The organism is Cobetia sp. 29-18-1 (assembly GCF_029846405.1).
Classification (GTDB): Bacteria; Pseudomonadota; Gammaproteobacteria; order Pseudomonadales; family Halomonadaceae; genus Cobetia; species Cobetia amphilecti.
In genome coordinates, this window is record NZ_JARWKS010000017.1 from 87,611 (window position 1) to 100,416 (window position 12,806).

Below are 12,806 nucleotides of genomic sequence, written 5' to 3' on the forward strand. Positions count from 1 at the left end.
CGCAGCACGGGTCATGCTGGCACCGCCTGAAGATGAATCAGGATCGCCTGGTCGGGGTCCAGCACCGGCAGGGCAAGGCCTTCACGCATCAGGTACTCACCGGAGACGACGACCGGCTCACCAGCCTGTTGTCGGCTGATCCAGGCGGGCAGCTGCTTCATGCGTCGCTCCGGGCGCTCCGGCAGTTCCAGCAGCTCAAGCCGGTAGGCCGTGTCGGCTTGCAGGCCGGTCAGCGGCTGGGCGGCGGGCACGGCGTGGCGTGGCATGGACAGCTGGTTGATGCTGAAAAGGGCCTGCTGGCCATCCTGACTGACCACGCCGTGGGCATGCTGATTGTCATCCAGGCAATCCAGACGCCAGCTGACACCGGTGTGCAGCAGGCCACGCAGCGCCTTGTAACGCGCTATCCAGCCGCCCAGCTCACTGCGCTCCGCCTGATCGAGCTGGCTGACATCCAGCTCCAGCCCCAGGTGACCGAACAGCGCCGTGGAGGCACGGAAGGCGAGCGTCGTGCGTCGCGAGGTGGTGTGAGCGTGTTGCGGCCCGATATGGGCGCCCAGAAGCTCCGGCGGCAGTACGCGACTGGCCCCGCGCTGGATGTGCGTGCGCTCGTGGGGGTCGTTGCAGTCAGACGTCCAGACGCGATGGGTGTGCCGCAGAATGCCGTGATCGGTGCGCGCGCCACCCGAGGCGCAGCTCTCGATCTCGACGCTGGGATGCGTCTGACGCAGGCGGGCCAGCAGAGAGTAGAGCGCGCTGACCTGAGCATGGGCGGCAGGTTTGCCGCGTCCTTCTTCCGACTGGCCGCCCGCATGGGTCAGGTCGCGATTCATGTCCCATTTCAGATACTTGATCGGGTATTCGCTGAGCAGCGCATCGAGGCGCGCAAACAGGTAGTCACAGACCTCGCGGCGGGTCAGGTCCAGCACGCATTGATAACGCCCCAGCGGCTGCTCACGCCCCTCCAGCCCGAGAATCCAGTCCGGATGGGTGCGGAAGAGATCGCTGTCGGGATTGACCATCTCGGGCTCGACCCACAGGCCGAATTCCATGCCGTGCGCCTGTACGGACTCGATCAACGGCCCCAGTCCCTGCGGGTACTTGCCGGCATCCAGATACCAGTCGCCCAAGGCGGCGCGCTCGCCATCCCGGCCGACGAACCAGCCATCATCGAGCACGAAACGCTCGGCACCCACCTCACCGGCGGCAACGACCAACTCCTCGAGACGCGTCGCGTCGTGATCGAAATAGAGTGCTTCCCAGGTGTTGACGTGTACTGGGCGCGGCTTGTCAGCCACCGGCCAGTCAAGGCGCGCGCGCAGGGTGCGATGCATGCGCTGGCTGGCACCATTGATGCCCGTATCCGACCAGGCCATTACCACTTCCGGGGTGGTCACGCTGTCGCCGGCGGCCAGCATCTGCTCGCCGGGCAGCAGCAGGGCGCCCATCTGCAATTGGGTACTGCCATCGAATTGACGCTCGATCAGGGCGCGATGGTTGCCGCTCCACGCCAGATGCGCGGTGATGACTTCGCCCTGCTGCTCGCTGAAGCCTTGCGTACCGGTGATCAGCGTCGGCACGCGTTGATGCGAGCTGCGGCCGCGACGGTTCTCGAGCGTGAAGGTGCCTTCGCTGAGGCGATGACGCGTCTCGGTGAATTCCTGTACCCAGCGGCCACCGAAACTCAGGCATTCCTCGAAGCGGACCGGCAGCGGCAGGCAGGTAGCCGCCAGCCATTCGAGCCGGTAGGGCGCTGATGACTGATTGGTCAGGGTCGTCTGCTGACGCAATACGCCCTCGCGGGTGACGGTCAGCGCAAGCAGCACTTCCAGCTCACTCTGGCTGTCGCGAAGCGTCAGGCGAGCGTGGGCGCCGGTGGCATCCGTCGAGCAGGTCACATCGCTCAGACGCATCGCCGTCAGCCAGTCGCGGCCTTCGCGGTCACCGATCAGCGCGGGATAGCCGGCAAAACCGAGTCCGGCATCATTGAATAGGGTGTTGGGCGGCAGCTGATCGAGACTTGCCTGGGGAGTGGCGGCAGCGCTCATCAGACGGTGCTGATCCGGATTGATGGGCGCGATGCGCCCGAAATGGGCCAGCTTGAGCAGGCCATCGGCGAGATCCAGCTGCAGCTGGATGCCATCGGCACTCAGGCTCAACCACTGCTGTTCGCTTGACCAGGCCGCGTCAGGCGCAGCCGAAGGTCGGGAAGATGGGGCGTCTGCGGTCATCATGAGAGGTCCAGAAATAAAGAGAGATCAGAGACGGAATGGCAGTTGTCAGCCCAGTGCCAGCGGTGGCTCTGCCAGTCCCTTGAAGCCATGTGCTGACAGGTCCAGCGCGAAGAGGTCGCCATCACCCGCCACATGATCCGGCGCGTCCATGCCTTCATGCGCCGTGGTGATATACAGCGTGCTCAGCCCCTCACCACCGAACAGCGGGCACGAAGGCTGGCTGACCGGCAGCGCCACATGGGCGATTTCCTTGCCGTCGTGGTCCAGCCTGGCGACGCGGCCGGCCCCCCAGAGCGCGATCCACATGTGGCCATCGGCATCGATCACGGCGCCATCCGGGCCACCGCCGGCATCCCGCAGGTCGGCCCAGACTTCAGGAGCGTTGTATTCACCTGCCGACCCTTCACCTGCTGACTTGAGTGGCCAGCCATCGGCGTCCAGCTGCCAGCGCATCACCTGACCGGTGACGGTGTCGGTGAAATAGGCGAGGCGGCCATCCGGCGAGAAGCACAGCGCATTGGGAATGGTCAGCCCCTCGAGCACGCAGGTCAGCTCACCGCGATGCAGCCGATAGAGGCTGCCGGCGCCGGTCTCGGCGTTGCAGCCCATGCTCGAGAGCCACAGACTGCCGTGACGATCGACCCGCGCGTCATTGCTGCGCGTGGCCGGCGTCGTGTCCGCCTCGAAGGGCATGAAATTCTCTACGGTGCCGGTCTCAGGATTGAAGCGCGAGAGCATCCCCTCTGCGACCAGCAGATAATCGCCGTCTTGGGTAACGGCTGCGTAGGAAGTGCGGCGCGCAAGCTGAGTTACAACGTGATCACTGCCGTCCACGACGGCATGATGCAGCTCGCCGGCGAGAATGTTCAGCCAGCGCACTCGCGCAGGCAGGGCCTTGGTCGCGGGCGTCCAGCCCGGCCCTTCGCCTAGCTCGCAGCCACTGGCGACGAGGCGCCTGGCAGTGCCGAGGCATGGTGATGACGTCATCTGCTGCTCCTTTGCGATATCCGTGGTCGCTTATACCCATGGGCTATTGGCGCGCTCTCATCGCTCTTGCAGCGACGTGGCTTGTCGCCATCCGTGTGTGGCTGTCAGTCTGCTGCCTGCCATGCTGCGACCAGCGTGCGGGCGCGTTCGCCCACTTCGGCGGCGCTCATGCCAGGCGTGTAGATGGCCGTGCCGAGGCCGGCGCCGTGGACACCCGCCGCGCGCCATTCGGCGAAGTTGTCACTGCCGATGCCGCCGACGGCATAAAGCTCGGTGTCCTTGGGCAGCACGGCCAGCATGGCCTTCATGTTGACGATGCCGACCTGAGTCGCCGGGAACAGCTTGAGACCTGAGGCACCGGCGGCGAGGGCGGCGAAGGCTTCCGTCGGGGTGACGATGCCGGGCAGCGAGATCATCTCCAGCCGGCGGCTTTCGCGGATGACGTCGACATCGGCATTGGGTGAGACGATCAGACGACCGCCGGCGGCGTGTACATCGCGTACCTGCTGTGGGGTCAGCACGGTGCCGGCGCCGATCAGGATCTTGCCGCCGTGCGCGCGCTCGCAGTGCTCGACCAGCGCGGCGATGCTCTCCAGAGGTTGAGGGGAGTTGAGCGGGACTTCGATGCGGGTGATGCCGGCGGCGATGATCTCGTCGGCGATGGCGATGATGTCTTGCGGTGTCACACCGCGCAGTATGGCGACCAGAGGCAGGCTCATGGCGATCTCCAGAAAAGGGGCTGTTTGATGGCGCAATGGCGTGGATCACAGTGGCGCTGGTATACAGCGCCACTGCATGACTGAATCAATGACTCACAGATGTGCAGGCCGCTGACGACACCTGCGCGGGTGATCGTGCACGCTGAATGCGTCCGAGCCCCGCCAGAATCATGTCGGCGTTGGCTGCGGTGGTGACCTGATAGCCCAGATGTTCCAGCGCGACCTGATAGCGCTGGCACAGCACGGCATCGCCGATCAGGGTGATGGTGGCGTGATCTGAAAGCTCCGCAGTGGCGCCCGCCAGCTCAAGCCCCAGCACCAGGCCTGACAGGCGTGCGCCGAGTACCGTCTTGCGAGCGTCACCCTGAGGCAGACTCGTATCGAGCAGATCGCGGGCACGAATGCCGAATAGCTGGGCGGTGGTGCGCCCCGGGGCGGCAAGCGCCGTATCGATGCCCTCCAGATAGGCATCGCGCTGTGCGGCGTCGCTGAGATCCCCCGCGGCGACGGAGTGCTTGAGCACCGAATCCTGACTCAGCAGCTTGAAGAGTTCGCCGCTCATGAAGGTGCTGAAGCCGGTGATGGCGCCACTGGCGAGATGTGCCCACTTGGCGTGGGTGCCGGGCAGACACACCGCACCGCTGTAGTCTGGCTGGGCCGCGACCAGGCCCGCCAGCTGGGTCTCCTCGCCACGCATGACGTCAAAGGCAGGCTGCTGCTGACAGAGGCCCGGCACGATGGCGACGGCAAGGCGGCTGTCGCGGGTTGAGACATGGGTGAGCTGCTCGGAGAGTGCCCCCAGCACATCACGGGAAGGCGTCTTCTCCGTGGGCAACGGCAGGTAAGCCGCCTCCTGCCAGCCCTGACGCGCACCAGCCATGCCACAGATCAGCACCGGCATGGGAGCCGTCGCATCGTCGGGCAGCCAGTCATTGATCAGCACGCGCAGCACATCCTCGAACTCATCCGCCGCCAGTCCCAGCATGCCGCGGGCACTGCTGGACTGGGCGATGACCTCATCGTCGCCAGTGACGGCCCAGGCGCGCAGATTGCTGGAGCCCCAGTCGACGGCGATCCAGGCCGGCGTGACGCTGACGGCGCTCACACTCGGCCTCCGTCTACCACCATCGGCTGGCCGGTCATCATGCGCGAGGCGCTGGAGGCCAGGAACAGGCACGGATTGATCATGTCCTCGACCGGAATGGCCTCTTTCAGACATTGCTGATCAATGCACTCGTTCAAGTCCTTGTCGTTGACCCACAGCTCGCGCTGACGCTCCGTCATCACCCAGCCTGGAATCAGGCAGTTGACGCGAATGGCGTCCGGGCCCAGCTCGCGCGCCAGCGCCTTGGTCATGCCCATGATGCCGGCCTTGGCGGTAACGTAGGTCGGGTAGCCGCCCAGTCCCAGCATGTAGCTATTGGAGGACAGATTGATGATGGCGCCGCCACCCAGCGCGCGCATGTCGGGGGCGACAGCCTGGGCGGTGAAGAATTGCGGGCGCAGGTTGGTGGCGATGGATTCATCCCACTGTTCCACCGTCCACTCATCCAGCGTATGACGGGTGTCACGCGCGGCGTTGTTGACCAGCACGTTGATCAGGCCATGGGCCTCACGCGCCTGAGCGACGGCCGCCTGCAGCGCCTCGATATCCTGGATGTTGCAGGGGATGAACAACGGACGATTGGCGTAGCGAGCTTCCATGGCGTCACAGAATTCGCTGGCATCGGACAGGCCGACGAAGGCGACCTTGGCGCCCTGGGCGAGGAAGCCTTCGGTCAGTGCGGCGCCGATGCCGGAGCCACCGCCGGTGATGAAGACGCTGGCACCTTCGAGGTCCGGGTAGCGAAAGTCGGCGAAGGCGGGGCGTTCAGGCGTGGATGATGCGGTACGAGTCATGTCGAATCCTTCCTGCAGCGTGACAGGCCTTAGGCGGAAGGCCTGTCCTGGCATGGCATCTGTGTTGTCAATGTGTTCGTTGCGGTTTGCTCAGCATTACCACTCGGCGACGGAGCCGTCTTCGTGGGTCCACAGCGGGTTGCGCCAGCGATGGCCGACCTTGGCACGCTCCTCGACGAAGGCTTCGTCGATCTCGACGCCCAGCCCAGGGCCCTGCGGAATGGCGCAGAAGCCGTCCTTGATCGCCAGCGCATCCTTGTCGACCAGGTAATCCAGTACGTCGTTGTCCTTGTTGTAGTGGATTCCCATGCTCTGTTCCTGGATGAAGGCGTTGTGACACACCGCGTCCAGTTGCAGCGAGGCCGCCAGCGTCAGCGGGCCGAGCGGGCAGTGCGGGGCCAGCGCCACATCGTAGGCCGAGGCCAGGGTGGCGATCTTCAAGCCTTCGCTGATGCCGCCACAGTGGGAGAGATCCGGCTGGATGATGTCGACCATGCCGTCCGCCAGCAGATCGCGGAACTGGAAGCGGGTGTGCAGGCGCTCGCCGGTGGCGATGGGCGTCGCGATGCCTTCGGCGATGTGCTTGAGGGACGGCAGGTGCTCAGGCGCGACCGGCTCCTCGATGAACATCGGGTGGAACTGCTCCAGCTCACGCAGCAACGCCTTGGCCATCGGGCGATGCACGCGACCATGGAAGTCGATGCCGATGCCGACATCCGGACCGACCGCATCACGAGCCTCGGCGACACGTGCCACGGCGTCATCGATCTTCTTGTGCGAATCGACGATCTGCATCTCCGGCGTGCCATTCATCTTGAAGGCGGTGAAGCCCTGATCGACCAGTGCCTTGGCGCCTGCGCCGACATCTGACGGGCGGTCGCCGCCGGTCCAGGCGTACATGCGCATCTTGTCGCGCACCGGGCCGCCGAGCAGCTGGTGCACGGGCACTCCCAGATCACGGCCCTTCAGGTCCCACAGCGCCTGATCGATGCCGGCGATGGCAGACATCAGGATCGGGCCGCCACGGTAGAAGCCCGCGCGGTACATCACGTTCCACAGGTGCTCGATATTGCGCGGGTCCTGACCGACCAGATAATCGGACAGCTCGTGCACGGCGGCCTCGACCGTCGCGGCGCGGCCCTCGATGACCGGCTCGCCCCAGCCATAGCAGCCTTCATCGGTCTCGATCTTGAGGAACAGCCAGCGCGGCGGAACTTGCCAGGTCTTGAGTCGGGTGATTTTCACGGATGCATCCTTGTTGAGAATGGGAGGTTGAATGAGGGTCAGCGCCAGGCGAAGCGAGTCGTGGAATCGGTCGTCATCAGCTGACGCCCGATCAGGATCAGAAGCGGCGGTGCCCCAGCTGCGGGTGGGCCGGTGAGAAGCCGAGATCGCGGGCTGCGGTCTCCAGTACCCGCTCGGCACAGGTGCGTGCCATCTCGGGCTGGCGCAGGCGAATGGCCTCCATCACCGCACGGTGACGATCGAGGCTGGCGCGATGATGGCTGTGATCATGCTGCTGCGCGGACTGCTGGGTACTGTGGATCAGTTGGCTGATGGAAGGGCGCAGCAAACTGCCAAGCTGTGTCCACACCAGATTGTGCGTGGCGTGGTAGATGGCTTCGTGGAAAGCGACATCGTGCTCGGCATGCGCCTCGCGCGAGCTGTCATTGGCGGTATTGACCATGCCTTCGAAGGCGCGCTCCAGGCGCGCAAGGTCCTGGGCATTGGCCTTCATCGCGGCCAGCGCACTGACATAGGGCTCGACGGACAGGCGAAAGGCGTAGATCTCACGCATCAGGTCCGGATTGATGCCGTCGAGACCACTGACCCAATGGCTCATCAGTGGGTCCAGCAGCTGCCATTCGCTCATCTCGCGCACGATGGTGCCACGCCCGGCGGTGCGCTCCAGCAGCCCGGCACTCACTAACTGTGCCAAGGCATTGCGAACACGGTTGCGGCTGGCGTCGAAGCGCTGGCAGATATCGAGCTCACGCGGAAAACTGTCACCGGGGTCGAAGCTACCCGCGAGAATTTCCCGCGCCATGCAGGTGGCGATGGCCTCCATGCTGCGTGGGATCGCGTCGTCAGCTGAGGCGCTGTCAGTGGCGAACGAGGCTGACGCCAGAGAGTCGGTCATTGAGATGCCTGTCATGAGGGGATGGTCAAGAGAGTCACTGCATCGCACCGTCTTCGAGCGTGGCGCTGATGCATGAGGTTCCGAGCATCAGGATAAATGTCTGAACACACATTAATAAATGTCCGACATTTCAACAAGGCGCAAACACTTCAACTTTGGTCGCGCGCAAGATCGCTCGACGTAGCTAACAAGGCTTGAGGTGACAAGAAGGCGGGTATCACAAGCAGTGCGCCCACAACGAGCGGGGCCAGACGCGGTGTCTGGCCCCTGTCACGCTGGGAAGTCGGGTCACATGCAAAGCGGGTCATAGGGAAGTGGGGCATAAAGAGAAGTCTGGCGCCATGACCGGATCAAGCCGATGGCGGGTAGCGAGCCAGGTGGCCATTGAGGGTCAATTGCCATTCCTTGAGTGTCTGGGCACACGAGAGATCGAGCAGCGTGACCTCGAGCGTCGCGGTGTCCTCCAGCGATGACAGCAGCGATGCCAGGGAATCGGCGGTGGGCGGTGAGGCAGTGCCATTGGCTGGCGCCTCGAACAGTGGCTGATTGCCTTCAGGGCGGCGAGTCACTTTCTGCGCAGGCGAGATATCCCGACATTGGTGCCCCATCACGATGAAGTTGCCCTCGCTGACGTGGAAGACACGTAACGGATAGAAGCAGGCATTCAGGTGCGGGCCAAGCTGGGCATCGAGTGGCGCAAGTTGCCTGTCGCCAGGATCGCGTCGCGCTCCTCCCTTCCGGCTCAGGCGAAGATGACACAGCGTGATGTGCTGCCCCATGGCATCCTGACACTCACGGGCCAGCGCTTCGAGAGCGGCATCCAGTAGTGCGCGGGTGAAGCAGCCACTTTGGCTGTCGCGCCACCGATTCGGGTCACGTTCTACCTGCTGCGGGCAGAGTCGATGCAGGGTGGGCGCCGGCGGTATCGGTTGCTCCGTCAGCACTTCACGCGCCACCTGCAGCAATTCTGGCGGTATATGACCATGACGATGTTCGATATCGCACAGCGCCTGGGCCTCACTGACACTAGTGTGACGCACCAGCTCGATGATCTGCACGACCAGCGCCAGAGTGCTGGCAGCGAGGCTCGTCTCGGCAAGCGACGTTACTGCAACATCAGCCGAGGCTTGCTCGTCTTTTGTGCTTCCCGAAGACGGGAAACTCGAAGAGGGTTGTGAGAATTGAGAAGGTTGAGTAGACGTATCAGCGGTGGTGTTCAAAGGCGCCCTCCTGCGTGAGGCATTCACCATGTGCTGCTGGCTAGCACGTAACAGGTCAGCTTCGGCGGGCGCCATCAGGGCATCTTCCATCATGCGTGCACCGATCTCGACATGGCGTCGCAGCAAGTGATACTGATCGAAATGGAGTTCATCGCGTGGCCGCAGCAGTGAGTCGGGCAGTGCCAGCTTGCCGATATCATGCAACATGGCAACGCGTTCCAGCGTGGCGATTTCCTGGCGGTCCATCCCGAGTCGGGTCGCGATGGCGCTGACAAGGTTGGCGGCCAGCAAGTCTTCTCCTGAGCGCTCGGGGCAGCGTTCCTCGCGGATCATTCGCATTACCGACCCGAGCCTGTCTTCGCCGCGCTGCTCAAGCTCATGCTCCAGTTGATTCATGCGCTGACGCATCTGGAGCTGTCGCTCGCGATACTGGCGTAGGAAGGCATAGCCAAAGGCCAGGCAGAGCATCAAGGTCACCACCAGCGTGATCAGGAAGTGCCAACGCTCCAGCGCGTGCTTCTTCTGCATCAAGTCTTCGTGCGCCTCGAAGGCGGCTTCACTGATGTCATCGAGATAGACACCACTGGCGATGATCCATTGGAAGGGGGGATACAGGGCGGCGTAGGCGGTCTTGTCGACCTGCTCGGCGCCGGGGCGCTTGGGGAAGCGGTAATCGAAGTAGATGCCACTACCTTTCAAGACACCCTCGAGCTCAGTGCGATACGGGAAGCGGCCACTGCTGTCCTGGTACTCGGTCGACAGCAATTTGCCTTCGGTGTCGGGCAGCAGAGGATGGATCAAGCGGCGTGCATAACCCTCACCGCCGGCCGGATCCAATATCTCATTGATCCAGACATAGCGGCTTTCCTCGCGCTCTATACTCGCGTGCAGAGACTGTCTCAGCTCATTGGCGACCAGAAAGGCCACCATCTTTGGGTCAATATGCACCAGCGCCCAAGGGGCCGGCTGCTGTCGACGATCAAGGCGCACGGCGCCGGGGCTGTCTTCCTCTTGCCCCAGAGGCACGGCAAACACCAGTCCTGCATCCCTACCGCGAAGGAATTGTGCCTTGCGCATGCCCGCGTTGAGGCGCTGATTCAGCTCCTGATTCCACCAGTCAGGGGGTAGTGTGGTGGGTAGCTGCGCGATCTCGATCCAGTCCGGGTTGATGCGCAGGTCCGGGAACTGGCGCAACAGTTCGGTGCTGACAAAGGAGCGATCGCGCCCACTCAGATGGCTAATGCCCAGCGACGGGGATCGCATGGTGGTGATGAGAAGGCGTTGCAAGCGATGCTCGTAATCGCGATGTCGAGAGGCGATCATGCCCAGTGTCTGCTCTACCATCAGACTTGCCTGATGACGCCGCTCCTTGGCGACCAGCATCTGTGTGGCCTGGGCCTGCAGAATGTTCTGCTCGCGACTCTGCGATTCCTGAAATGCCAGCAGGCCGCCCAGCGAGATGAAGGAGAGTGCGGCCAACCCCAGCCACAGGCGCAAGGGTTTGCCGAACGGACGCTGTCTGTCCGGGGAGCGAAGATCGGGCGGGCCGGTATCTGGCCCATGTCGAGAGAGATCACTATCCTTGATTATCAAGTCACGTCATCCATGAGTGATGCGGTGGTGCTGGTAAGAGCGATGATGGCACTGTTTCGAGCATAGCGGCTAGCGCAAGGCCCTGTAGATGTCGTTTCAAGCCTCGATCTAATTCAGCCAACGCTACGGTGTTGCCGTCCAAATGCCAAGCGAAGGCGCTCAACACTCCGCGAAGCCCCAGTTCAGGGCACTTGCGCGCTTTGCGTATCGCGCGATGTCTTGCGAGCAGGCGTTGAAAGGGGCATGATGAAGCTAGTTTTCTGTATGGCTTTCAAGAAGATATCTGTCATTTGTCTATGGCTGTCCAGAAGAGGCTCGCTAACATCTTGATTTGAGGCGCGCCGGTCGAGTGTTGAAGGTGTCGTGCATAAGCTGCAAGTCAAATTGTCGCTCATCGTCCTGCAGTGAACTCATAGCGTTGTCTTCTTGTTGTCGACAAGATCAAAAGTGGAAAATCGTGCATGAACCGACATGATGAAAAGATCATTGCCAGTGCTCGCAAGCAGCGTGCTCTCTTTGATGAGCTCGAAAAGGCGTTGGCGGAAGAGCTGAATGCGCTGGATCGCACTTCTCAGCCTGCGCCCGCCGCTGAGTCGAACCACGGCGCCGACGACGCGCGCGCCCAGCAGCGTGAAGCGGAGTTCGTGGCGCGGCTCGAGAGCCTGATCGCGGAATTCGATCTCGATCGCGAGGCCGCCCAGACATGGCTGCGTGAGCTTGAGGCCTTCAAGGGAGACGCGGAGTCAGAGGATTCAGCGTAAGCCTTAGTCTTGGCTGACGTCTCTTGCACTCCGCCTTGAGCAAGCCCTGAACTATCACTTGAGCTATGACCTGAGCTATGCAGATATAACTCTGCGTGTCGCGATGGTCTGATCAGGCCTGCAAGCGTGTAAGCCTGCAAGAACAACGCCCAGCACTTCTTCCTGAAGGCTGGGCGTTGTGCGTTTCTCGCTTGGCTCATTTGGAACTAATGGATTATCTAGACCAATAGATTTTCTGACGTCTTTTTATTGGCTTACCGGCTTACCGGCTTAGCGACGAAAACGCTTGCCTGTTTGATGCCAAGCGCCATTCGACAACGCTCCCACCGGCCCTCGGCCTCGGGTTTGGACTTAGATCTCCTCCCAGATGGCTTCCTTCAATTCATCTGTCAGGCCTTGCAGGCGTTGCAGGCGCTTGACGGTATGTTCCTGCACATCACTGACGATCTCCGTCAGGCACTCCTTCGACTCGAGAGGGTCAACGAACCCGGTCGATAGCAGGCACTGGCCCATTTCCATGCTCTTGGTCTGCCACATGCGAATAAACTCGATTTCCTGCTCATATGCCTTGAGGCTCAGGGTCCACCATACCTGCTGACAACGTATCAAGGGGGCGAGGGGATGCACGAGGTCGTCTGGTCGATTCATCCAGGGCAGTGGGGTGCTGAACATGGCAGCGAAAGGCTGCATCGGTTGATTGGCGACTGGCATTCTGGACTCCTGTCTCATGGTATCTGATAGCTGATGAGTGCACACCTTGGGGGAAATACCTGCGGGGTAGCTGGTGTTTGGCGTTATTGTGACCAATAGTGATAGTGGCTGGTGTCTAGTAGCACAGGCTTCGCAGCCTGAGCTGAGTTGAGCATAGCTCCCTCTGCTGGAATGCGCGCGAGCATCCTGTGCTGTCCTCAGACAACCCTGTGCCCAGATGATGAATTGCGTGAGGTCACCGACGAGGAGGCGATCATGATCAATGAAGTCAAATCCGTACTGGCAGCATTCTTTGGTGTCCAGAAGGAGGCCAATCGCAAGCGTGATTTCGAGCACGGCCATGCGCTGGACTTTCTGGTGGTGGGATTGGTGATGGCCGCACTGCTGGTAGGAGGGATGGCGCTGCTGTCCACGGTTGTCGCCGGCTGATGAGCCGCTCAGGCGGCAGAGACAAAACGTTAGACAAGATTCTTCAGATACGAAACATCAGTGTCTAGTCCTGAAATAGGTTGACACTTTGGGAACTCAAAACGCTCGATGCA

Annotated in this window: 11 protein-coding genes; 2 read left to right on the forward strand and 9 right to left on the reverse strand. The window is 62.3% G+C overall.

Features of this window, described 5'->3' with window-relative positions:
* Positions 1 to 11 precede the first annotated feature (11 nt).
* The 8 genes from QD208_RS13585 to QD208_RS13620 form a co-directional block, all read right to left on the reverse strand.
* The gene (locus QD208_RS13585; RefSeq protein ID WP_279837122.1) at positions 12 to 2,234 is read right to left on the reverse strand and encodes an alpha-galactosidase; all 2,223 of its coding nucleotides are present in this window, start codon (positions 2,232 to 2,234) and stop codon (positions 12 to 14) included.
* A 45-nt stretch (positions 2,235 to 2,279) separates the two neighbouring features.
* On the reverse strand, positions 2,280 to 3,221 hold the full coding sequence (locus QD208_RS13590; RefSeq protein WP_279837123.1) for an SMP-30/gluconolactonase/LRE family protein: 942 nt from the start codon (positions 3,219 to 3,221) through the stop codon (positions 2,280 to 2,282).
* Positions 3,222 to 3,325: 104 nt separating this feature from the next.
* Positions 3,326 to 3,940 carry a 2-dehydro-3-deoxy-6-phosphogalactonate aldolase gene (locus QD208_RS13595; protein WP_279837124.1) on the reverse strand — a complete coding sequence of 205 codons (615 nt, stop codon included), beginning with the start codon at positions 3,938 to 3,940 and terminating at the stop codon, positions 3,326 to 3,328.
* Positions 3,941 to 4,025: 85 nt separating this feature from the next.
* The gene (locus QD208_RS13600; protein ID WP_279837125.1) at positions 4,026 to 5,045 is read right to left on the reverse strand and encodes a 2-dehydro-3-deoxygalactonokinase; all 1,020 of its coding nucleotides are present in this window, start codon (positions 5,043 to 5,045) and stop codon (positions 4,026 to 4,028) included.
* Positions 5,042 to 5,839 carry an SDR family oxidoreductase gene (locus tag QD208_RS13605; protein ID WP_176677133.1) on the reverse strand — a complete coding sequence of 266 codons (798 nt, stop codon included), beginning with the start codon at positions 5,837 to 5,839 and terminating at the stop codon, positions 5,042 to 5,044. Before QD208_RS13605 ends, QD208_RS13600 begins: the two co-directional genes overlap by 4 nt.
* Before the next feature lie 96 nt (positions 5,840 to 5,935).
* Positions 5,936 to 7,084, reverse strand: coding sequence for a galactonate dehydratase (dgoD, locus tag QD208_RS13610; protein WP_054556643.1), 1,149 nt, complete (start codon positions 7,082 to 7,084; stop codon positions 5,936 to 5,938).
* A 97-nt stretch (positions 7,085 to 7,181) separates the two neighbouring features.
* Complete coding sequence (locus QD208_RS13615) at positions 7,182 to 7,979, reverse strand: FadR/GntR family transcriptional regulator (protein WP_279837126.1); 798 nt, start codon at positions 7,977 to 7,979, stop codon at positions 7,182 to 7,184.
* Between the two features lie 350 nt (positions 7,980 to 8,329).
* Positions 8,330 to 10,792, reverse strand: coding sequence for a cache domain-containing protein (locus tag QD208_RS13620; RefSeq protein ID WP_156961954.1), 2,463 nt, complete (start codon positions 10,790 to 10,792; stop codon positions 8,330 to 8,332).
* A 461-nt stretch (positions 10,793 to 11,253) separates the two neighbouring features.
* Here QD208_RS13620 and QD208_RS13625 point away from each other — a divergent pair, with 461 nt between their 5' ends.
* Positions 11,254 to 11,553 carry a hypothetical protein gene (locus tag QD208_RS13625; RefSeq protein WP_043337259.1) on the forward strand — a complete coding sequence of 100 codons (300 nt, stop codon included), beginning with the start codon at positions 11,254 to 11,256 and terminating at the stop codon, positions 11,551 to 11,553.
* A 351-nt stretch (positions 11,554 to 11,904) separates the two neighbouring features.
* Here QD208_RS13625 and QD208_RS13630 read toward each other — a convergent pair whose 3' ends face one another.
* Positions 11,905 to 12,264 carry a hypothetical protein gene (locus QD208_RS13630; RefSeq protein ID WP_043337261.1) on the reverse strand — a complete coding sequence of 120 codons (360 nt, stop codon included), beginning with the start codon at positions 12,262 to 12,264 and terminating at the stop codon, positions 11,905 to 11,907.
* 255 nt (positions 12,265 to 12,519) lie between these two features.
* Between QD208_RS13630 and QD208_RS13635 the strand changes: the two genes are divergently transcribed.
* Positions 12,520 to 12,693 (forward strand): DUF2970 domain-containing protein, encoded by a 174-nt coding sequence (locus QD208_RS13635; protein ID WP_082388754.1) that lies wholly within the window; start codon positions 12,520 to 12,522, stop codon positions 12,691 to 12,693.
* Positions 12,694 to 12,806: the final 113 nt, after the last annotated feature.

Excerpts from the sequence above, each read along its gene's own strand:
- QD208_RS13625 (WP_043337259.1), top strand. The coding sequence starts at position 11,254 with ATGAACCGACATGATGAAAAGATCATTGCCAGTGCTCGCAAGCAGCGT.
- QD208_RS13590 (WP_279837123.1), bottom strand. The coding sequence starts at position 3,221 with ATGACGTCATCACCATGCCTCGGCACTGCCAGGCGCCTCGTCGCCAGT.
- QD208_RS13630 (WP_043337261.1), bottom strand. The coding sequence starts at position 12,264 with ATGCCAGTCGCCAATCAACCGATGCAGCCTTTCGCTGCCATGTTCAGC.
- QD208_RS13595 (WP_279837124.1), bottom strand. The coding sequence starts at position 3,940 with ATGAGCCTGCCTCTGGTCGCCATACTGCGCGGTGTGACACCGCAAGAC.
- QD208_RS13605 (WP_176677133.1), bottom strand. The coding sequence starts at position 5,839 with ATGACTCGTACCGCATCATCCACGCCTGAACGCCCCGCCTTCGCCGAC.
- QD208_RS13615 (WP_279837126.1), bottom strand. The coding sequence starts at position 7,979 with ATGACCGACTCTCTGGCGTCAGCCTCGTTCGCCACTGACAGCGCCTCA.
- QD208_RS13585 (WP_279837122.1), bottom strand. The coding sequence starts at position 2,234 with ATGATGACCGCAGACGCCCCATCTTCCCGACCTTCGGCTGCGCCTGAC.
- QD208_RS13635 (WP_082388754.1), top strand. The coding sequence starts at position 12,520 with ATGATCAATGAAGTCAAATCCGTACTGGCAGCATTCTTTGGTGTCCAG.